We start from the raw sequence: 22158 nt of genomic DNA, 5'->3' as shown, positions 1-22158 counted from the left end.
TTGCATTATTTCCCCATCAAAATATTCACCGCTGAAAATAAATATTGCCCGATTTCTGGCGTCATCCAAGTACCTTGAGAAACTTTAGGCTCTTCACGGTAAACTGTGCGGATCTTTTCCTGAATGATAGGGTCACCTCCAGTGAATTGAATAAACATGTCTAACCATGTACGAGCCAGCACTTGTACTTCAGGTGAGTCTGGAGATTTATGTGCTTTCAATGCATTATGCAGCCCAGCAATCAGCTCAGGCCAAACTTGCCCCGCAGTAAAATAATGTTGCCGAACAAGCGCAAACTGCTCTTCTGTTAAATGGGGCTTAAACAGCGCTAATTGATATTCACTAAACCCTTGTGCAACAAATTGGATCATTGACTCAGAAATACCTGATGAATAAGCTAACGCGTTGTCTGTTAAGTGAATTTTATTCAACCTTGCAAAAAAATCTGGGTTTCCACCCGTATCTCTTTCCAGAGCGACCATCCATTCATACCCCAGTTGCTGTGCTTCAATTGATTGAGGTGTCATACCTTGTTGCATTAATGCATTCACCGCCGCCACTCGTTGCTGCCACTCTTGGTTTTTCAGCGTATGTGCGGTGTATAGCGGTAATTGTTCTAACTCTTGCGGTGTAAAATATTTATCAAACATCGTCATCATCTCCAATACAGAGAACCAATCGACCTGAGTTGAGGTATCGCCCATTTGCATCTGTTTTTGAAGTTGCTCCAACCGAAAACGCAATGTTGCCATTTGCTGCATTTGTTCAGTTAATAAAGCAATTCGTTCCTGCAGAAGGTTTGTCATATCTCCACTCTGACCATCCAATATTTCACCGATGTTTTTGAGTTTGACTCCAACTTGGCGCAGTAATTGAATTTGCGTTAATCGCTCAATACATTGCATGTTATAGAGTCTGTAACCTGCATCGGTTCTTGCAGTTGGAAGCAATAAGCCAATTTCTTCATAATGATGAAGTGTTCGGATGGTTAACCCCGTTTTTTCCGCGATTTCACCCACTTGAAATAGCATACGTTCCTCCTGTAAGTGAGACTGAGGTTACGGCCTCACGTTACGTGAGAGTCAATGACCATTTTGCCTTTTTTTATTTTTTTTGCACCTTTCCCCTTCAAGTAAGCAATATATAAAAAAAGCCCCAGTCGGCAGGCTACCGCTGGGGCTCAATTCAATACGCGTTGATTACTTAATCAACGCGTGCATCTCTTGGACTGAAATCACTTTTTCAGTCGGATCTGCACTCAGTGACATTGTGGTTGCAAAACCACCATTCAACGTCGTGTCATAGTGAACCTTATACTGCAATGCGCTGCGACGGATTAGTTTTGAGTCTTCAATCGCTTGACGCCCTGCGGTTGTATTCACGATGTAATCGTACTCACCATTCTTAATTCTATCCTGAATGTGTGGACGACCTTCATGTACTTTGTTAACTAAGCGCGGGTTAATCCCTGCTTCACCAAGAACAATCGCCGTACCGTGCGTTGCATCTAGCTCGAAGCCATGTTTTAGCAATTTAGCCGCTAAATCAACAACGCGAGTTTTATCGCCTTCACGCACGGACAACAATGCTCGACCTGATTTTTTCATGGTTGAGCTGCTACCTAACATCGCCTTAGCAAACGCTTCTGCAAAAGTACGACCAACTCCCATGACTTCCCCTGTTGAACGCATTTCAGGGCCAAGAATTGGGTCAACACCTTGGAATTTGTTAAATGGCAGAACCACTTCTTTGACTGAATAGTAAGGAGGAATAACTTCTTTCGTCACACCTTGCTGGGTCAATGTCTGGCCAACCATAACACGAGCAGCCACTTTTGCCAGCGGTACGCCCGTTGCTTTTGAAACAAATGGGACAGTTCGCGCAGCACGAGGATTCACTTCAATCAAATACACTTCGTTATTTTTGACTGCGAATTGAACATTCATTAAGCCACGTACACGTAATTCGAATGCTAAGCTGCGAACTTGCTCACGCATCACATCCTGAATTTCTTGGCTCAGTGTATACGCTGGCAATGAACAAGCAGAATCACCAGAGTGAACGCCCGCTTGTTCGATGTGCTCCATGATCCCGCCAATCAGCACCATTTCACCATCACAAATCGCGTCAACATCCACCTCTACAGCGTCATCTAAGAAACGGTCAAGTAGTACTGGTGCATCATTTGAGACACTGACTGCAGTTTGGAAATAACGGCGCAGGTCGATTTCATCATACACGATTTCCATCGCACGACCGCCGAGAACATATGATGGGCGTACAACGAGTGGATAACCAATTCCAGCCGCTTTTTCAACAGCTTGCTCAATCGCTGTGACCGTCGCATTTTGCGGTTGTTTTAAATTCAAACGATTAACCGCTTGCTGGAAACGTTCGCGGTCTTCTGCACGGTCAATCGCATCAGGGCTAGTTCCAATGACAGGAACACCGGCGGCCTCAAGTGCACGTGCCAATTTCAGTGGCGTTTGACCACCATACTGTACGATCACACCTTTTGGCTGCTCAATACGCACAATTTCTAACACATCTTCGAGCGTAACAGGTTCGAAATAGAGACGGTCAGACGTATCATAGTCAGTTGAAACGGTTTCTGGGTTACAGTTAACCATGATAGTTTCATAGCCATCTTCACGTAGCGCGAGTGAAGCGTGCACACAACAATAGTCAAACTCAATACCTTGACCAATACGGTTAGGCCCTCCCCCCAGAACCATCACTTTTGGCTTGCTATGGTTTGGGTTGGATTCACACTCATCTTCATACGTGGAATACATATAGGCAGTATCGGTTGCAAACTCAGCAGCACAGGTGTCAACACGCTTATAAACGGGGTGCAAATCATAACTTTGGCGTAATTTACGTAGCTCAGCTTCTGATACACCAACTAAACTTGCTAGGCGTGCATCCGCAAACCCTTTACGTTTTAATACACGTAAGAAATCTTTGGTTAAGCCGTTGATACCTAACTCCGCAACTTCTTCCTCTAGACGCACCAGCTCTTCAATTTGTACTAAGAACCAGCGGTCAATGTTGGTTAAGTTGAAGACACCATCAACGGACAAGCCCGCTCGGAATGCATCTGCAATAAACCAGATGCGTTCTGCTCCTGCATCTTTTAATTCACGACGAATGCGCGTCAGTGCTTCAGGGTCATCCTGTTCAACTTTAGGATCAAAACCTGTTGCGCCCACTTCTAAGCCGCGTAACGCTTTTTGCATCGACTCTTGGAAAGTGCGGCCAATCGCCATCACTTCACCCACCGATTTCATCTGCGTGGTTAAACGGTCATTGGTACCCGCAAATTTCTCAAAGTTAAAGCGTGGAATTTTAGTCACAACGTAGTCGATAGAAGGCTCAAACGAAGCAGGTGTACGGCCACCAGTAATATCATTCATCAGTTCATCGAGGGTATAACCGACCGCCAGTTTCGCTGCAATCTTCGCGATTGGAAAGCCCGTCGCTTTAGAAGCTAGCGCTGACGAGCGAGAAACCCGCGGGTTCATTTCAATAACAATTAAGCGCCCATCTTTTGGATTAACCGAAAACTGAACGTTTGAACCCCCCGTCTCAACACCAATTTCGCGTAAAACTGCCATCGAGGCATCGCGCATGATTTGGTATTCTTTATCTGTTAAGGTTTGAGCGGGTGCAACGGTGATTGAGTCACCAGTGTGGATCCCCATTGCGTCAAAGTTTTCGATTGAGCAGACAATAATGCAGTTGTCATTTTTATCGCGAACAACTTCCATTTCATACTCTTTCCAACCAATCAATGACTCATCAATTAATAATTCATTGGTTGGCGATAAATCTAAACCGCGCGTACAAATCTCTTCAAATTCTTCACGGTTGTAAGCGATACCACCACCCGTTCCGCCCATCGTAAACGATGGGCGAATAATACAAGGGAACCCCACATCGTCTGCAACGGCATACGCTTCTTCCATGTTGTGAGCAATACCTGAGCGTGCAGTACCTAAACCAATTTTTTTCATCGCTTTATCAAAGCGTTGACGATCTTCGGCTTTATCAATGGCGTCTGCTGTTGCACCAATCATCGTAACGCCAAACTCAGCAAGAACCCCTTTACGCTCAAGTTCAAGCGCACAGTTAAGCGCTGTTTGCCCACCCATTGTTGGTAAAATTGCATCAGGACGTTCTTTTTCAATAATTTTACGAACCACTTCCCAGTGAATCGGCTCAATATACGTCGCATCGGCCATCTCTGGGTCGGTCATAATCGTCGCAGGGTTAGAGTTAACTAAAATGACACGATAACCTTCTTCACGTAAGGCTTTACATGCTTGAGCCCCAGAATAATCAAACTCGCATGCTTGACCGATAACAATTGGACCCGCACCTAAAATCAGAATGCTTTTTATGTCTGTACGCTTTGCCATGATTTGCTCCCGATTATTGTGCGTTTTGACGTGGTGTGGTTTGACGATATTCGTTAATCAAATCAATGAAGTGATCGAATAAATTGGCTGCATCATGTGGCCCTGAACTTGCTTCAGGATGGCCTTGGAAACTAAATGCAGGTTTATCTGTACGGTGAATACCTTGTAGTGTTCCATCAAATAGTGACTTGTGAGTCACACGCAATGTATCGGGAAGTGTAGATTCATCGACTGCGAAACCATGATTTTGTGCCGTGATCATCACAACATCTCGATCCAAATCTTTCACAGGATGATTTGCTCCGTGATGACCAAATTTCATTTTCAGGGTATTTGCACCGCTAGCTAAAGCCAATAATTGGTGCCCTAAGCAAATACCAAAAACAGGGATATCCGTTGTTAAAAATGTTTTAATCGCCTTGATTGCATAATCACATGGCGCTGGGTCGCCAGGGCCATTCGACAAGAAAATTCCGTCTGGATTCATTGCGAGTACTGCTTCTGCTGATGTTGTCGCAGGCACCACCGTTAAACGACAACCACGGTCAACTAACATGCGTAGAATGTTGCGTTTTGCACCGAAGTCGTAAGCAACAACATGCAATGGTAACTCTTCAACTGATTTAGCACCTTGTTGGCCGTTTTCTAGCGTCCATGAGCCTTGGGTCCAACTATAGGCTTCTTTAGTACACACTTCTTTTGCCAAATCTAACCCATTAAGCCCAGAAAAATTACGTGCTTTTTCTAGCGCAAGCGCCACATCAGGGTTATCTCCTGCAATAATGCACCCATTCTGAGCCCCTTTCTCTCTCAATAAACGGGTCAGTTTACGTGTATCGATATCTGCAATTGCCACAACCTTGTGGCGCTTCAGATACTCGGATAGCCCTTCTTGCCCACGAAAGTTACTGTAAACCAATGGTAAGTCACGAATGATTAAGCCTTGAGCATGAACATTTGGGGATTCTTCATCATCAGCATTAGTGCCGACATTACCAATATGGGGATAAGTGAGAGTAACAATTTGGCGGGAATAGGAAGGGTCTGTAATTATTTCTTGATATCCGGTCATTGACGTATTGAAAACGACTTCTCCAACTGCGGCCCCTTCAGCACCGATGGCACGCCCGTGGAATTGGGTTCCGTCTTCCAGAACCAATATAGCTGACTTAATCAAAACACCCTCCGGAGAATAATAAATCACGTTTTTTGCATATTAATTCAGATTTTGCGATCTAAATCAATGCCAAAATGAGTTTTTAAGCAAATTTTTGGCAAATTGCGCGCATTCTAATGATGAGATAGGGTCTTGTCTAGAAAAAAATGCATTTTTTACACTTTTATCTTACTTTTATAGACAACAACCCCAGTTTACTTAACGTGAGCACTGAAAATGATAGCCAATATGAATAAGTAAACGGTTGCCAAGTAAGATAACTGCACAATTGATAATAACGCAGCTTGAATTGAGATTAAAGGGAAATTAACTCGAATAAAAGTCAGTTTTATAGATGAATTAAACGGAAAATAGCAATTTAAAATAAAATAATAACAAAAGCCATTATAAACCAATAAATAATAAATAATTTATTGATTTATAATGATAATTTAAAATAAAAAATCAAAGATCATCAAGACAAAGCACATCTTTCATATCATATAACCCAGATTTTTTAGAAAAAACCCAAGAGGATGCTTTAATAGCACCATTTGCAAAGGTCATCCTGCTTGATGCCTTATGTGTGATCTCTACGCGTTCGCCGATATCAGCGAACATCGCCGTATGTTCACCAACAATGTCTCCTGCTCGAATTGTTGCAAAACCGATAGTGCCAGCTTCACGCTCACCAGTATAACCTTCACGGGTATATACTGCGCAGTCTTTTAGATCCTTTCCTAGCGCACCCGCAATAGATTCCCCCATAGCTAATGCAGTACCAGACGGAGCATCAACTTTGTGACGATGGTGAGCTTCCACAATTTCAATATCGGTGTAAGTTCCCATCACTTTTGCTGCTTTTTCCAGTAATTTAAGGACTAGATTAACACCGACGCTAAAGTTTGCCGCGAACACAATTGGAATGACTTTTGCCGCATCAGCAATAGCTTGTTTCCCTTGTTCATCAAAACCTGTTGTGCCAATAACCATGCCCTTTTGGTTAGCTTTGCAAAATGCTAAATAATGCAGCGTGCCTTCAGGCCGGGTGAAATCAATAACAACATCAAAATCATCAACGACTTTATCAAGAGAATTCGTAATATAAATTCCTAGTTTACCAACTCCTGCAAGCTCACCTGCATCTGCGCCAATCAGCGAAGAGCCTTCTCGCTCAATAGCAGCGCCTAATTGAATGCCATCTTGTTGTTGTGCCGCTTGAATTAACTGCCGTCCCATACGACCACCTGAGCCGACAATCGCAACACGTACCACTGAATTTTCCATGGTTCATCCTTTTTCATTATTGATGCAAATGACTAAATTTAAACTGAGTATCTCACGTGAATATCAATATTTTTCACAAACAATTTAGTTTATTATTGCGTTACAGATTAACCATCATGATGAGATTCTGCCAGTATTAATCGACAGTTATTAACAAAAACGTAGAACGCGGACTGATTATCAGAAAAAGTGTTGATGATAAGAAAAGTAGGAAAGAAAAAATCAGAATAAAAAAGACCGAGCCACCTTGATGATACAAAATGACTCTTTGAATAATATGCTGCTATGTATGCTATGTATTAGTTAATTTCTTTAACTTCGACTCGCAATTCTTTTGGCACTTCAAAAACAATATTTTCTTCACGGCCTTGTAGTTCAACAACAGAGTCTGCACCAAGCTCTTTTAATCTATCAATAACTTGACGAACTAAAATATCAGGCGCTGACGCCCCAGCCGTTAAACCAATAATATTTTTATCCGTTAGCCACTCAGTTTGGATGTCTTCTGCACCATCAATCAAAAATGCAGGTTTTTGCATTCTTGATGCAAGTTCAGCAAGACGGTTTGAGTTTGATGAGTTTTTAGAGCCTACAACTAGCACAATATCTGCACGCTCAGCCAGCTCTCTTGCCGCTTCCTGCCTATTGGTTGTTGCATAACAAATATCATCTTTACGTGGCCCAACAATACTAGGGAAACGTGCGGTTAGTGCATCAATGACATCTGAAGTGTCATCCACAGAAAGTGTCGTTTGTGTCATAAACGATAAATTATTTTCGTCTTTGACTTTCAATTTCCAAACATCTTCTGGGCTTTCAACAAGATACATACCACCTTCAGGGTTGCTATATTGCCCCATTGTCCCTTCGACTTCTGGATGCCCCGCATGCCCAATCAAAATCGCTTCTTTACCTTTACGGCTTGCACGAGCGACTTCCATGTGTACTTTAGTCACTAGTGGGCATGTTGCATCAAATAGCATGGTCAAATCACGAGAACGTGCTTCTTGGCGGATAGCTTGTGACACACCATGTGCAGAAAAAATTAAGATTGAACCATCTGGTACTTCAGAAATTTCTTCAATAAAAATAGCACCACGCTGACGCAAATCATCAACTACATAACGGTTATGAACCACTTCATGACGAACATAGATAGGTGCGCCGTATAGTTCTAATGCCCTTTCTACAATGCTAATTGCGCGGTCAACACCAGCACAAAAACCACGAGGGTTAGCCATTAATATTTGCATTGTGATTCTCCAATTGCGGGTCTACTTCAAGCACTTCAATTTCAAAGCTAATTTGTTGCTCAGCGAGTGGGTGATTAAAATCAACAGTGATCGATTCACCTTCGATCGATTTTACTACACCAGGCATTTCGCTGCCATTCATTGCGGTAAATAACATGATAGTCCCAATTTCAGGGATACCTGTATCCATAAAATCACGCAATGAAAAATACTGCACTAAATCAGGGTTATGTTTACCAAAAACAGTATCACCAGGTAATGAAAAATTTTTCTTTTCACCTTCGTTAAGCCCAATTAATTTGGCCTCAAGTTCAGGTGATAACGAATCATTCCCTAACACAAACAACGCAGGCTTTCCTTGTGCGTGTGAAGAATCGGCTGTAGAGCCATCTTCCAATTTCAATGTGAAATGCAGTAAAACTGCGCTCTGAGCCTGTATTTGAGTAGACATAAACCAAACCTATTTTGTCATAAAATTCAGCCCAGAAAATCTGGGCTGTGTGTCATTACATTGTAACCTATTGTGCTACCAATTTATTTGGCTTTTTCCTGCTTTGGCTTTTCTGGTAAAAAACCTTCCAAAATAACTAAAGCAGCACCAATACAAATTGCCATATCAGCTAGGTTGAATGTTGGCCAGTGCCAATTACCGACATAAATATCAAGGTAATCAACGACAAACCCATGAACCAGACGGTCGCTAAGGTTGCCAATTGCCCCGCCAATAATGAGTGCGTAAGCAATATTGGATAGGCGTTTTTGCGCGCTTTGGCGGTACATCATCACCATTAAAATAATGGAAATTCCCACCGCAATACCCGCAAAGAACCAACGCTGCCAGCCGCCTTCATCAGCCAAGAAACTAAATGCCGCACCAAAATTTTGGGCGTACATGATGTTGAAAAATGGCATTACAGCATGTGGTTCATACAGATTCAGGTCTTTTAGCACCAACTGCTTTATTCCTAAATCTGCCACGATAATCACGATGGTTAGCCATAACCAACGCAGGCCAGTAGAACAAATAGGCGTCTTCATTAAGCAAACTTACGCAATTCGCCGTCACCGGCTACGTTCGTCACACAGCGACCACAAATTTCTGGTTGCTCGCTTGATGAGCCGATATCGCTCGCATAATGCCAGCAACGTGGGCATTTTTCGCCTTCCGCTTTACTAAAGGCAATTTTAAGGCCTTTTAACTCGCTCTCTTGCGCATCAGCAGACGCCGTTGCAATATCCGCGACAGTCGCTTGAGAAGTCAGCAGAACGAAACGCAGTTCATCACCTAAACTTTGCAGTTTGTTTGCTAAGTCTTTATCTGCATATAACGTCACCGCAGCCTCTAGTGAGCCACCAATGTGTTTATCTGTACGCGCTTGCTCTAACACTTTATTCACTTCACCGCGAACCGCCAGCAGTTCAGACCAGAAGCTGTTATTCATTTCATTTGACTCATCTAAACCAAATAAGCCGTTATACCATTCTTCGGTTAGAACGAATTGAGCACGTTTTCCTGGTAATTCATTCCAGATTTCGTCTGAAGTGAAAGAAAGTACTGGGGCTATCCAACGTACTAACGCTTCAACGATATGGAACAGAGCTGTTTGGCAGCTACGACGCGCTAAGCTGTCTCCTTTCGCTGTGTACTGACGGTCTTTAATGATATCCAGATAGAACGAACCCATTTCGATAGAGCAGAAATGCATTAAACGCTGAATAACGGAAAGGAAATCATATTCATCATACGCTTTGGCGATTTCTTGTTGTGCTTCAAGCGCACGGCTAACCGCCCAACGGTCTAACACCACCATGTCTTCAGGTTTCACCATGTCCGTTTCTGGATTGAAACCATTAAGGTTCGCCAACAAGAAGCGGGCAGTATTACGAATACGGCGATATGAATCCGCTGCACGTTTTAAGATTTCATCAGAGACCGCGATTTCACCTGTATAATCCGTCGAAGCAACCCATAGACGCAGAATATCTGCACCCAGTTTATTCATGACATCTTGTGGACTTACCGTATTGCCTAATGATTTAGACATTTTACGGCCTTGGCCATCAACGGTGAAACCGTGCGTTAACACTTGGCGATATGGCGCTTTGCCTTTCATTGCTGTTGATAACATCAATGAGGACATGAACCAGCCACGGTGTTGGTCAGAGCCTTCCAAGTACATGTCAGCTGAATTACCATGGAATTCAGGACGTGCATCAACCACGGCAAAGTGTGTAGACCCAGAGTCAAACCAGACGTCTAGTGTATCTGGTACTTTACGGTAGGTTTCAGCTTCATCACCCAGTAATTCAGCTGGGTCAAGATCCCACCATGCTTGAATACCGTCAACTTCAACACGTTTAGCGACTTCTTCCATTAATTCTAACGTACGAGGATGCAGCTCTTCCGTATCTTTATGAACAAACAAAGACATCGGCGTTCCCCAAGTACGCTGGCGAGAGATACACCAGTCAGGGCGGTTTTCAACCATTGACTCAATACGTGCGCGACCCCAACCAGGGATCCACTGAACGATATCAATTTCTTTCAATGATTGTTCGCGTAAGCCATTTTTATCCATGCCAATAAACCATTGTGGTGTTGCACGGAAAATAACGGGGGTTTTATGACGCCAGCAACATGGGTAGCTGTGCGTGATTGCTTTTTTATACAGCAACGCGCCTTTTTCATTTAACAGCTCAACAATTAAATCATTAGCTTTAAAAATGAACACACCATCCAGTGTTGGATAGGTATTGGCTAAGAAACAACCGTCTGGCCCAACAGGGTTTGCTGTCTCTAAACCGTATTTTTGGCCAACCACATAGTCCTCAGGACCATGACCTGGCGCAGTATGAACGGCACCTGTACCTGCATCTAATGTAACATGGTCACCTAAGATAGCAGGAACATCAAAGCCCATAAATGGATGTTCAAAACGCAGCAGTTCAAGCGCAGAACCTTCACATTCACCTAAAACTGCCCATTCGTCGATACCAACAGTTTTCATTACATCTTCAACAAGGTCAGCTGCTAAAATGACTAATTCGCCATTCGCTTGTACCAAGTTGTATTTAAATTCAGGATTCAACGAGATTGCGCGGTTAGCAGGCAATGTCCACGGTGTTGTTGTCCAGATAACCAGTGATGGCGTTTTATCACTCGTAACCCCGAATTTTTCACACACCACTTTGCTATCTACTGCAGGGAAACGAACGTAGATAGATGGGGAAGTTTTGTCATAATACTCAACTTCAGCTTCAGCTAATGAAGAACCACATGCTGTACACCAATGAACAGGCTTAGCACCTTTCACTAAATGGCCGTTTGCAATGGTTTTTGCTAACGCTCTGATGATGTGGGCTTCGGTTTTGAAGTCCATGGTTAAGTAGGGTTTATCCCACTCACCTAATACACCAAGACGTATAAAGTCAGCTTTTTGGCCTTCAATTTGCTCTTTTGCATATTGGCGGCATTGTGCACGAAATTCAGCGGCGGAAACTTTTTCTCCTGGTTTACCCACGATTTGTTCAACTTTGTGTTCAATCGGTAAGCCATGGCAATCCCAACCAGGAATATACGGGGAATCATAACCCGCTAATCCTTTGGATTTAATAATAATATCTTTGAGAATTTTGTTAACTGAGTGACCAATATGAATACTGCCGTTAGCATATGGAGGGCCATCGTGCAGAATAAAGGTTTTCTTGCCCGATTTTGCTTTACGGATTGCTTGGTACAAACCTTCTTTGTACCAGCGCTCTAACATCTGTGGTTCGCGTTTAGCGAGATCGCCACGCATTGGGAACCCTGTTTCTGGTAGATTCAGGGTATTTTTATAGTCACTCATCGATTCTCAGTTCCAATTTTCCGCTAAATTATCTGATTCCTATTGCAGTAAGATATTCTCTTGCTGCAATTACATCATTAGCAATTTGCTCCTTAAGCGCTTCCAACGAAGCAAACCGCTGCTCATCACGTAATTTCTTACGTAACACTACATCGATATGACGCCCATATAAATCCATAGTGGCATCAATCAGATGAACTTCTAACTGCGTTCCTTTTCCAGATACAGTCGGTCGTGTGCCGATATTCGCCACACCAGGCAAAGGCTTATCACCTAAACCATAAACTTCTACAGCATACACACCCGTCACTGGTGTGACTAAACGTTTTAATGGTAGGTTTGCCGTCGGAAAACCTATTGTTCTGCCAAGCTGGTTACCATGAACCACTCGCCCACTAATACGATAGGCATGCCCTAACAGGTTTTCCGCCAATTCAAGGTCGTTAACCTGAATAGCCTTACGAATGGCCGTGCTGCTGATGCGAAGACCTGAATCACAAAAGCTTTCTGTATCAGCAACCTCAAACCCAAACTCTTCACCTGCTTGCTGCAAAAAGGCAAAATCCCCCATGCGATTTTTCCCAAAACGGAAATCATCACCGATGGCGAGATATTTCACCCCTAATTTGTCAACCAGTAAATCTGAGACAAACTCAGCGGGTGTTAAAGAGGCAAAGTGCTGGTTAAATTCAACACAAAGAAGGTAGTCAATACCACTGTCTGCGAGGTATTTAACTTTATCTCTTAAACGTGTCAAACGCGCAGGCGCTTTGTCACCAATAAAAAATTCAAGAGGTTGTGGCTCAAAAATCATCACAACCGTAGGTAAGCCAAGTTCCTTACCCTTGAGTTTCAAATTTTGAAGTAATACTTGGTGCCCACGATGAACACCGTCAAAATTACCAATAGTCAGCACGCAACCATGATGGCACGCCCGGATATTCTGTATACCGCGAATTAGCTCCATAACAGGCTCAATACCGAGGAAATTGCAGGATTATACCTTGTACGACGCATAAGGTTAACCTTAGTTCGCAAAAGGTTACATTAAACCCTATTTTTTTGATTCTAACACGACCTAATAGCCATCTATTTTACGTGAACAACAAGCCACAATGCTACCCAATATGAGCAATTAGGCATAGATATCAAAAAATGTTGGGATAACCAATGGATTATCAATACAACAAATTTGTTCCGAGGTCTCTAAAAATATTCAATTTTTATCGTTTTCTCATCAATGCCTATAGCTAAACACATTTCGTGATTAATAAGCAATCAATAAGCGAGCAAATATCATACTCTCCTCTTATTGATGGGCTAAAATTTTTTTCTATCGTGATTGTTTTTAATTTTCTGACATCAATTACGCATTTTTTCACGCTAAGATCTGTATTCTTCTCATATTTGCTGATAGAATCTTGCACCATTCACAGCGCATGGACATCGAAGTACACGATGTTTATTTGCACAAATCCATTGACAAATGCAGGGCGAAAGGGCATATTCCTCGACCTTTGAATTGTCCTCAATAGAATACATTTGGGAGTTGGACCTTGGCTAATATCAAATCAGCTAAGAAACGTGCCGTTCAGTCAGAGAAACGTCGCCAGCACAACGCTAGCCGTCGCTCTATGGTACGTACTTTTATCAAGAAAGTTTACCTTGCTATCGCTGCAGGCGATAAAGAAGCTGCTCAGAAAGCATTCAATGACATGCAACCTATTGTTGATCGTCACGCCAGTAAAGGCCTGATCCACAAAAATAAAGCAGCACGTCATAAAGCTAACTTAGTTGCTCAAATTAAAGCAATGTAATTTTGCTTCTTGATTAGCTAAAAAAAACCGGCCTAGGCCGGTTTTTTTATTTGCTTAATTTACTGCCCTAACTTGTCAAATGACACTGAAAATAATTCTGAAAAATCTTTATTGCAAACTCGCTGCACTGCTGGATGCTGAATCATTCTTTCTGCAAAAATAACGTAATATTCTTCTTTTACATTTTCTAATCGCCCTAATTCTACAATATCTTCTCCGCCTAAAAGGTCAGGTGTATACTGAGAAGGAGCAACAAAAATAGCATTATAATGCATGCCAAACGCTTTCATTAATGCAGCATCATCGAACTCGCCTAATACCTCAACTTGTAAATTTTTATTCCGTATCCAAGCTAAAATATGCCGACCTAAAAGATAACGTCTTCCAGGAATCAGTAAGCGACGCTCTTCTAAACATTCAGGAAATGGCTTTTTCGGTATTGGCTGACGGCAAAAAAAGCTCATACTGCATTCACCCAATTTAACGGAAAACAGGCCTTCCTGCTGTGATGAATCAACTGGGCAGTCCGATAAAATCATATCCAACTTATGTTGGCTAAGTTGCTCTAATAACAGCTCGTGAGTTGATTCAAAACAGCGCAAGTGAATCTGTTCATGCTCAACAACTGTCGTTTCCAATATTCGGCTAACTAACTGTTTTGACAATGTATCAGCAACACCAACATCAAATAGTAAGTTGGACTCTCTGCTGTAATTAACTATATCGAGCATTTCTTGGCTAAGCATAAACATTTTATCTGCGTAGCGAAAAATAAGTTGCCCGAGTTCGGAAGGCACTAAACCACGCCCCTGTCGCTTAAATAATTTACCACCTAAACGCTCTTCTAGCGCCTTTATTTGGCCTGTTATGGTCTGAGGAGTCAGGTAAAGTGCTTCAGCCGCCCCCACGACAGACCCCTCTTTACATACATGCCAAAAGTAGTAAAGATGGTTAAAATTTAAATGTGAAACCCGCATATCGATTCCTTTTGTATCGTCAATAACCACACTTGGTGCTATTCACCATACATATCTACCTGTCCCCATGAATCAGGGGCTTTTATTATGTATAACCGTAGTGTATCTGCAAAAGATACACTACGGCATATCATAGAATATTAGTTCGGAAATTCTTACTAAGAATTAACTAAATTACTTTATAATTCTAGTTCACGCTAACTGTTTTTGTTTCGGTAAGACTACTCTTAACATAAAATAACCGAGCACTGCTGCCACTGTGGAGCCAATTAAAATACCTAGGCGTGAGTAAGTACTATATACCTCATCAATACCATCGAATGCGAGCCCAGTTATAAAAATAGACATAGTAAAACCGATCCCACATAACACCGAAACGGCAAAAACTTGCTTCAAATTAATCGACTCAGGTAATTTCGCAAAGCCAAGTTTTACCGAAATCCAACTAAATAAGAAAATCCCAATTGGCTTACCCAATACTAACCCTGCAGCCACACCAAGCGGTAACGGACTCAATAACCCATCAAAGGTGATGCCTTGTAATTGAACGCCTGAATTTGCAAATGCAAAAATAGGTAAGATTAAATAGACAACCCACGGATGTAAGACATGCTCAAGCTCTTCAGAAGGTTTTGTTTGATTTGTGCCCCTTAATGGAATTAAGAAACCAACAATCACCCCCGCCAATGTAGCATGAACACCTGACTTTAATATACATACCCACAATATCAGCCCTATAACTAAATAAGCTGCTGTATTTTCCACTTTGCGCCAATTCATAGTGACCAATATTGCAATACATAAAGCAGCTAAGCCGAGCGCAATCATTGATACAGAGCTTGTATAGAAAAAGGCAATAATCACAATAACACCAAGATCATCGATAATAGCTAGCGCCAATAAAAAGACCTTTAACTCAGTGGGTACGCGCTTACCTAATAACGCCATAACACCTAAAGCAAATGCAATATCTGTTGCCGCTGGTATTGCCCAACCTTGTTGAGTGATTTCATTTCCACCATTAAAAAGCAGATAAATTAGCGCAGGAACAATCATCCCACCTAATGCTGCAATTGCTGGAAATATAGCTTTATCACGACCAGCTAAGGATCCTTCCAATAATTCACGTTTAACCTCAAGACCCACGACTAAGAAAAAAATAGCCATTAGGAAGTCATTAATCCATAAAATTAATGGTTTATCTAGCCCAAAGTCTGAAATTTTAATCGATACTGGGATCGTTAAAAATTGCTGATAAGCGCCTTGCAATGGCGTATTAGCCATAATCAAAGCAACTATGGCAGCAATAATCAGGAGTAAGCCCCCTGCTGCTTCTAACCTTAAAAATTTACGAATAATTGCTGTCATTTATTTTAACCTCAATATTTTTTGAATGTTAATATTATGCTAATTATTAATTCGTAAAAAATCGTTTATTCATCCATTAAAAATCGGAATTAACGATCTATTTAGGTTAGAGATCACTCAAAATGATAAAAAAACGTTAATTTCACTATAGACAACTTTTATAAAAACAAATAATAAATTTTTTAAAAAGTGACTTTATAAATTCAACTTTTTCTCGTTTTTCTAATTTACATTTTTTGATGTTCTTGTCGCAATCATCTATTTTTTCTGTTCGAAGGGTTTCGCAATAATTTTTAATATGGGAGACTGAGTTACAATCGTTTTGCGAAGCGTTTCGCAACAACAACGTTATTTATTTTTCAAACAAAAAAATAATCTTTATCCTTAAATTATGACTACTTACGTATTACTCGCCGTCCTTTTTGCTGCTTTTTGCCATGCAACTTGGAACGCTTTAGTTAAATTTGGTAATGACCGTTTTTTTGGTCTCGTCATGATTTCTTTTTTTTCGGGTGTGCTCGCCATTCCAGCAATATTTTGGTTGGGGTTACCTTCTCCCCAAGCAATGCACTGGTTGGCCTTATCGGTATTGTTCCACATTGGCTACACCTACTTTTTAAGCCAGGCCTATACTCACGGTGATTTGAGCCAGATTTACCCTATTTCACGAGGTTCCGCGCCACTGATTACAGCATTGCTTGGCGCTGTATTATTCAATGAGTTTATTCCATTAATGGGTTTTATTGGCATACTGCTCATTATTAGTGGTGTTTTACTCATCGCCTTTGCTGGAAGAAAATTTCAATTAAATATCAAAGGAAAAGCGTTAACTTTTGCCTTATGTACAGCCTTTTTCACAGCCTGCTACACACTTTCAGATGGCCACGGAGCTCGAGCCAGTGAAGACCCTGTCGTCTACACACTTTGGCTATTTTTATTAAATGGTATCGTCTTAACTATTTCAGGTATTATTAAATATCGCACAACACTTGTGCTCGGTATTCAGCAATATTGGCGTTCTGGGTTATTAGGTGGGTTAATGCAATTAGTGAGCTATGGCATTGCTATTTGGGCAATGAGCCAAGCACCTATAGTTATGGTAGCAGCCATCAGAGAAACCAGCGTACTCTTTGCAATGTTCCTTTCGATTGTCTTTTTAAAAGAAAAGTTCAACTTAATGCGAGTTCTTGCCTGCATAGTTATTTTATCGGGTGTTTTACTTGCCAAACTTAGCAGTTAGCCCGCGATAAGGGACTGAACATAAATATCAATCCCTTATATTTAGGTATTAGAGTGTGGTTTTTAATAAATCCACTTGAGCCTTTTATAAAGAATAAAAACTGATTTTTCATTTGGATATGAGGTAACAATGTCTTTTACAAAGTCTTTATTAGCACTTGCAACAATGACGTCTTCTTTTGCAAGCTTTTCTGTCACACCTGTGGATATGATGATAGTTGATGGTACAGTCTTAACGATGGATGCTAAAAACCATATCATCAAAAACGGTACCGTTGTCATTAAAGAAAATAAAATCATTGCCGTAGGTGGACCAGAGCTTGCAAAAGACTATCAAGCTACGAATGTGCTCAATGTCGAGGGAGACATTGTCATGCCAGGTCTAATTAATACCCATACTCATGCATCAATGACTGTTTTTCGTTCATTGGCGGATGATGTTCCAGACCGCTTACATCGTTATATATTTCCCCTAGAAAACAAGATGGTAAGCCGTGAAATGGTACGCGTTGGTGCGAATCTTGCCAATATTGAAATGATTAAGGGGGGCGTCACAACATATGTCGATATGTATTATTTTGAAGACGAAGTGGCAAAAACGGTTGATAAAATTGGCTTAAGAGCTGTTTTAGGTGAGTCCGTGATCCAGTTTCCTGTTGCTGATGCGCAAAATGCAGATGAAGGTATTCAATATGCAGTGAGTTTTATTAATCAATACAAAGACCATCCACGCATAACTCCAGCTTTTGCACCCCATGCTCCATATACCAACTCAACTGAGCATTTACAGCAAATTTCAACATTATCTCAAGAATTAAATGTTCCAGTCATGATCCACTTAGCCGAAACCGATCGCGAGCAAGAAGAAATTGCTAAGCGAACAGGTGGTAAAAGCCCTGTTCAATACATGGCTGATATTGGTGCACTGAATAATAAAGTCATTGCTGCACACGCAATTATGGTGAATGAGCAAGATATGGATTTGCTGAAAAAATACGATGTCGGTGTCGCACATAATATCAGTGCCAACACCAAATCAGCAAAAGGCGTTGCGCCTGTCACGACTATGTTAGAAAAAGGCATTCGGGTAGGGTTAGGAACCGATGGCCCAATGTCGAGCAATACTCTAACAACATTAAATGAGCTTAATTTAGTCGGTAAAATTCATAAACTAGAGAACAAAGACCGAGCTGCAATGCCGCCGCTCACTGTTGTCGAGCTAGCCACCAAAGGCTCAGCTAAAGTTCTGCATATGGAAGATAAATTAGGCTCACTTGAAGCGGGTAAACTTGCAGATATTATTGTTATTGATACTAAATCACCTAATATGGTTCCAATGTATAGCCCATATGCCGCACTTGTTTATGGCGCGAATGGGGCTAATGTTCGCCATACGATAGTAGACGGTAAAGTTTTGATGCAAGACCGCCAATTACTCACCGCTGATGAAAAAGTGATTATCCAAGAAGCACAAGACTTTGCAAACAAAGTACGTGAAACCGTTATTGCTAGCGGGGAAGTGGTTAAATAACATAAAAAAATGGCTGGTTCTGTATTTCACAGACCAGCCATTCTAATTTATTAAATAATTAACACATTATTTGTTCGTTAAATCATCAAAGAATTTTTTCACGCCATCTAGGAAGCTTTTGGAACGCGGACTATTTTTTTCTCCGCTTTTGCCACCTAAAGACTCGCCAAACTCTTTGAGTAACGCTTTTTGTTTCTCATTCAGTTTTACGGGAGTTTCAACAACAATGTGGCACATCAAATCGCCTTGCAGACCTCCACGCACAGATTTCACACCTTTTCCTTTCATACGGAAAATTTTACCTGTTTGTGTCTCTGCTGGAATTTTCAGTTTTACACGACCATCAAGGGTTGGAACTTCAATTTCACCGCCCAAAGCTGCATCGGCAAAGTTAATTGGTACTTCGCAATGCAGGTTATTACCATCACGCTCAAAAATGTTATGAGGTAATACATGAACTTGAACGAATAAATCGCCTGCTGGAGCTCCGTTCTCACCCGCTTCACCTTCACCCGATAAGCGAACGCGATCACCCGTATCAACCCCCGCTGGAATTTTAACTGATAGTGTTTTATATCTTTCAACACGACCATGACCATGGCATTTGTTGCATGGGTCTTTGATAACTTTTCCGCGACCGTGGCAAGTTGGGCAAGGTTGTTGTACCGAGAAAAAGCCTTGGCGCATATGCACTTGGCCCATACCATGACAAGTGGAACAAGTATCAGCACTGGTTCCTGGTTTCGCACCATTACCATGGCACACATCACAGGTTTCTAGCGTCGGAATACGAATTTCTTTGGTCACTCCACGGACAGCCTCTTCAAGAGTCAATTCCATGTTGTACTGCAGATCAGAGCCACGGCTTGGGCGTTGCTGTCTGCGACCGCCTCCGAAAATATCACCGAAGACGTCACCAAAGATATCGCTAAAGTCAGCGCCACCGCCAAACCCGCCGCCGCCCATTCCGCCTTGTTCAAACGCAGCATGACCATATTGGTCATAAGCGGCACGTTTTTGCTCATCGGAAAGAACTTCGTAAGCTTCTTTAATTTCTTTAAATTTTTCTTCAGATTCGTCTTTATTGCCCTGATTACGGTCAGGATGGTATTTCATTGCTAAGCGCTTATACGCTCTTTTTATGTCTTTTTCTGAAGCATTCTTTTCAAGTTCTAAAACCTGATAAAAGTCTCTTTTTGCCATTTAATTTACCCTTAACATGCGGAACGGGCGCAGAGTTCCCTCAACGCCCGTATCCGGTATCAGTAACTATTAACCATCTTCGCTACAGCTACTGCGCCCGCTAAGGGCATTATTTTTTGTCTTTGTCGTTAACTTCTTCAAACTCAGCGTCAACAACATCATCATCTTTCTTCGCTTCTGCGCCAGCTGCACCGGCACCGCCTGATTGAGCTTGTTGCTGTGCGATTTCCAGAAGTTTTGCAGATGCAGTGACTAAAGCTTGGATTTTCGCTTCGATATCTGCTTTATCTTCGCCTTTCGCTGCAGCTTCTAACTCAGATGTTGCTTTTTCGATGTTTGCTTTATCGTCCGCTGGTAATTTGTCACCTGCTTCTTCGATTTGTTTACGTGTACCGTGAACCAGTTGGTCAGCTTGGTTACGAACCTGCACTAACTCTTCAAATTTACGGTCAGCTTCTGCGTTCGCTTCTGCGTCACGTACCATTTTTTCGATTTCTTCGTCGTTCAGGCCTGAAGAAGCCTTAATGGTGATGTTTTGCTCACGACCGCTGTTTTTGTCTTTCGCAGACACATGTAAGATACCATCAGCATCGATGTCGAAAGTCACTTCGATTTGTGGCATACCACGTGGTGCTGCTTGGATACCGTCTAAGTTAAATTGACCCAGTGATTTGTTATCACCCGCACGTTTACGTTCACCTTGCAGAACATGGATCGTCACGGCTGCTTGGTTATCTTCCGCGGTTGAGAACACTTGGCTGTGTTTTGTTGGGATAGTGGTATTCTTCGAAATTAACGAAGTCATCACGCCACCCATGGTTTCGATACCTAAAGACAGAGGCGTTACGTCAAGTAACAGAACGTCTTTAACATCACCTGCTAAAACACCACCTTGTACTGCAGCACCCATTGCAACCGCTTCGTCTGGGTTAACGTCTTTACGTGGTTCTTTACCAAAGAAGTCAGCAACAACTTTTTGAACCATTGGCATACGTGTTTGGCCACCAACTAAAATAACATCGTTGATTTCACTCACACTTAAACCTGCGTCTTGCAGTGCAACTTTCACTGGCTCCATTGAACGCTTAACTAAGTCTTCTACCAGTGACTCTAATTTTGCACGAGTCACTTTGATGTTCATGTGTTTTGGACCTGTTGCATCAGCAGTGATATATGGCAGGTTCACATCAGTTTGTTGTGCAGAAGACAGCTCAATTTTCGCTTTTTCTGCAGATTCTTTCAGACGTTGCATTGCTAACGGATCGTTACGCAGGTCAACACCTTGTTCTTTTTTGAATTCTTCAACTAAGTAGTTGATTAAACGTGTATCGAAGTCTTCACCACCTAAGTGAGTATCACCATTGGTTGCTAACACTTCATAGGTTTTTTCGCCATCAACTTCATCAATTTCGATGATTGATAAGTCGAATGTACCACCACCTAAGTCGTAAACAGCAATTGTACGGTTACCAACTTCTCTATCTAAACCATAAGCTAATGCTGCTGCTGTTGGTTCGTTGATAATACGTTTTACTTCTAAACCAGCGATACGACCCGCATCTTTAGTTGCTTGACGCTGAGCATCGTTAAAGTAAGCAGGCACAGTGATAACCGCTTCTGTGACTGGCTCACCCAAGTAATCTTCCGCTGTTTTCTTCATTTTTTTCAGAACTTCAGCTGAAACTTGTGGCGGTGCCATTTTTTGGCCTTTCACATCTAACCAAGCATCGCCGTTATCTGCAGCAATGATTTTGTATGGCATGATAGCGACATCGCGCTGAACTTCTTCGTCTTGGAAACGACGACCAATCAAACGTTTGATTGCAAATAAAGTATTTTCTGGGTTAGTAACAGCCTGACGTTTTGCTGGCTGACCAACTAAAATTTCACCATCTTGAGTGTACGCAATGATGGAAGGAGTAGTTCTGTCACCCTCGCTGTTCTCCAGAACACGAGCGGTAGTACCATCCATAATTGCAACGCATGAGTTAGTTGTACCCAAGTCGATACCAATAATTTTACCCATCTAAAACGCCTCCAAAGGAATTCTTTTCACTA

16 protein-coding genes are annotated in these 22158 nt (G+C 41.9%); 3 read left to right on the top strand and 13 right to left on the bottom strand.

Going from position 1 to position 22158, the window contains the following annotated elements:
• Positions 1–5: 5 nt before the first annotated feature.
• From ACE2AL_RS03260 to ribF, 9 genes are all read right to left on the bottom strand, one after another.
• A complete protein-coding gene (locus ACE2AL_RS03260; RefSeq protein ID WP_272538976.1) occupies positions 6–1031 on the bottom strand; it encodes a MerR family transcriptional regulator in 1026 nt (341 codons plus the stop codon).
• A 168-nt stretch (positions 1032–1199) separates the two neighbouring features.
• Positions 1200–4421, bottom strand: coding sequence for a carbamoyl-phosphate synthase large subunit (carB, locus tag ACE2AL_RS03255; protein WP_206084539.1), 3222 nt, complete (start codon positions 4419–4421; stop codon positions 1200–1202).
• Between the two features lie 13 nt (positions 4422–4434).
• Entirely contained in the window at positions 4435–5598 is a 1164-nt protein-coding gene (carA, locus tag ACE2AL_RS03250; protein WP_272538975.1) for a glutamine-hydrolyzing carbamoyl-phosphate synthase small subunit, read from the bottom strand.
• Between the two features lie 444 nt (positions 5599–6042).
• Entirely contained in the window at positions 6043–6864 is an 822-nt protein-coding gene (dapB, locus tag ACE2AL_RS03245) for a 4-hydroxy-tetrahydrodipicolinate reductase (protein WP_206084537.1), read from the bottom strand.
• Positions 6865–7163: 299 nt separating this feature from the next.
• A complete protein-coding gene (ispH, locus tag ACE2AL_RS03240) occupies positions 7164–8117 on the bottom strand; it encodes a 4-hydroxy-3-methylbut-2-enyl diphosphate reductase (protein ID WP_206084536.1) in 954 nt (317 codons plus the stop codon).
• Complete coding sequence (gene fkpB, locus ACE2AL_RS03235) at positions 8098–8568, bottom strand: FKBP-type peptidyl-prolyl cis-trans isomerase (RefSeq protein WP_206084535.1); 471 nt, start codon at positions 8566–8568, stop codon at positions 8098–8100. The genes ispH and fkpB overlap by 20 nt, the downstream gene beginning before the upstream one ends.
• Positions 8569–8651: 83 nt before the next feature.
• Positions 8652–9155 carry a signal peptidase II gene (gene lspA / locus ACE2AL_RS03230; RefSeq protein ID WP_206084534.1) on the bottom strand — a complete coding sequence of 168 codons (504 nt, stop codon included), beginning with the start codon at positions 9153–9155 and terminating at the stop codon, positions 8652–8654.
• Positions 9155–11965 (bottom strand): isoleucine--tRNA ligase, encoded by a 2811-nt coding sequence (gene ileS, locus ACE2AL_RS03225; RefSeq protein ID WP_206084533.1) that lies wholly within the window; start codon positions 11963–11965, stop codon positions 9155–9157. The genes lspA and ileS overlap by 1 nt, the downstream gene beginning before the upstream one ends.
• 28 nt (positions 11966–11993) lie before the next feature.
• Positions 11994–12932 (bottom strand): bifunctional riboflavin kinase/FAD synthetase, encoded by a 939-nt coding sequence (gene ribF, locus ACE2AL_RS03220; protein WP_206084532.1) that lies wholly within the window; start codon positions 12930–12932, stop codon positions 11994–11996.
• Positions 12933–13521: 589 nt separating this feature from the next.
• Here ribF and rpsT point away from each other — a divergent pair.
• Positions 13522–13782 carry a 30S ribosomal protein S20 gene (rpsT, locus tag ACE2AL_RS03215; RefSeq protein WP_006662810.1) on the top strand — a complete coding sequence of 87 codons (261 nt, stop codon included), beginning with the start codon at positions 13522–13524 and terminating at the stop codon, positions 13780–13782.
• Positions 13783–13841: 59 nt separating this feature from the next.
• Here rpsT and nhaR read toward each other — a convergent pair whose 3' ends face one another.
• Entirely contained in the window at positions 13842–14759 is a 918-nt protein-coding gene (gene nhaR / locus ACE2AL_RS03210; RefSeq protein ID WP_206084531.1) for a transcriptional activator NhaR, read from the bottom strand.
• Between the two features lie 192 nt (positions 14760–14951).
• On the bottom strand, positions 14952–16127 hold the full coding sequence (gene nhaA / locus ACE2AL_RS03205; protein WP_206084530.1) for a Na+/H+ antiporter NhaA: 1176 nt from the start codon (positions 16125–16127) through the stop codon (positions 14952–14954).
• Between the two features lie 391 nt (positions 16128–16518).
• Here nhaA and ACE2AL_RS03200 point away from each other — a divergent pair, with 391 nt between their 5' ends.
• Together ACE2AL_RS03200 and ACE2AL_RS03195 are read left to right on the top strand one after the other, a co-directional pair.
• On the top strand, positions 16519–17367 hold the full coding sequence (locus ACE2AL_RS03200; protein WP_272574276.1) for an EamA family transporter: 849 nt from the start codon (positions 16519–16521) through the stop codon (positions 17365–17367).
• Positions 17368–17496: 129 nt separating this feature from the next.
• A complete protein-coding gene (locus ACE2AL_RS03195) occupies positions 17497–18897 on the top strand; it encodes an amidohydrolase (protein ID WP_206084528.1) in 1401 nt (466 codons plus the stop codon).
• Between the two features lie 66 nt (positions 18898–18963).
• Here ACE2AL_RS03195 and dnaJ read toward each other — a convergent pair whose 3' ends face one another.
• Together dnaJ and dnaK are read right to left on the bottom strand one after the other, a co-directional pair.
• Positions 18964–20100 (bottom strand): molecular chaperone DnaJ, encoded by a 1137-nt coding sequence (gene dnaJ / locus ACE2AL_RS03190; protein ID WP_206084527.1) that lies wholly within the window; start codon positions 20098–20100, stop codon positions 18964–18966.
• Positions 20101–20209: 109 nt separating this feature from the next.
• A complete protein-coding gene (gene dnaK / locus ACE2AL_RS03185; protein WP_206084526.1) occupies positions 20210–22126 on the bottom strand; it encodes a molecular chaperone DnaK in 1917 nt (638 codons plus the stop codon).
• Positions 22127–22158: the final 32 nt, after the last annotated feature.

The sequence above is a fragment of the Providencia xihuensis genome (assembly GCF_041953405.1).
Classification (GTDB): Bacteria; Pseudomonadota; Gammaproteobacteria; order Enterobacterales; family Enterobacteriaceae; genus Providencia; species Providencia vermicola.
This window is presented reverse-complemented; position numbering and strand designations above follow the sequence as displayed.

Coding starts and splice junctions, on each gene's coding strand:
- dapB (WP_206084537.1), bottom strand. CDS start 6,864: ATGGAAAATTCAGTGGTACGTGTTGCGATTGTCGGCTCAGGTGGTCGT.
- nhaA (WP_206084530.1), bottom strand. CDS start 16,127: ATGACAGCAATTATTCGTAAATTTTTAAGGTTAGAAGCAGCAGGGGGC.
- ileS (WP_206084533.1), bottom strand. CDS start 11,965: ATGAGTGACTATAAAAATACCCTGAATCTACCAGAAACAGGGTTCCCA.
- lspA (WP_206084534.1), bottom strand. CDS start 9,155: ATGAAGACGCCTATTTGTTCTACTGGCCTGCGTTGGTTATGGCTAACC.
- ACE2AL_RS03195 (WP_206084528.1), top strand. CDS start 17,497: ATGTCTTTTACAAAGTCTTTATTAGCACTTGCAACAATGACGTCTTCT.
- ribF (WP_206084532.1), bottom strand. CDS start 12,932: ATGGAGCTAATTCGCGGTATACAGAATATCCGGGCGTGCCATCATGGT.
- dnaK (WP_206084526.1), bottom strand. CDS start 22,126: ATGGGTAAAATTATTGGTATCGACTTGGGTACAACTAACTCATGCGTT.
- ispH (WP_206084536.1), bottom strand. CDS start 8,117: ATGCAAATATTAATGGCTAACCCTCGTGGTTTTTGTGCTGGTGTTGAC.
- ACE2AL_RS03200 (WP_272574276.1), top strand. CDS start 16,519: ATGACTACTTACGTATTACTCGCCGTCCTTTTTGCTGCTTTTTGCCAT.
- dnaJ (WP_206084527.1), bottom strand. CDS start 20,100: ATGGCAAAAAGAGACTTTTATCAGGTTTTAGAACTTGAAAAGAATGCT.
- ACE2AL_RS03260 (WP_272538976.1), bottom strand. CDS start 1,031: ATGCTATTTCAAGTGGGTGAAATCGCGGAAAAAACGGGGTTAACCATC.
- carB (WP_206084539.1), bottom strand. CDS start 4,421: ATGGCAAAGCGTACAGACATAAAAAGCATTCTGATTTTAGGTGCGGGT.
- nhaR (WP_206084531.1), bottom strand. CDS start 14,759: ATGCGGGTTTCACATTTAAATTTTAACCATCTTTACTACTTTTGGCAT.
- fkpB (WP_206084535.1), bottom strand. CDS start 8,568: ATGTCTACTCAAATACAGGCTCAGAGCGCAGTTTTACTGCATTTCACA.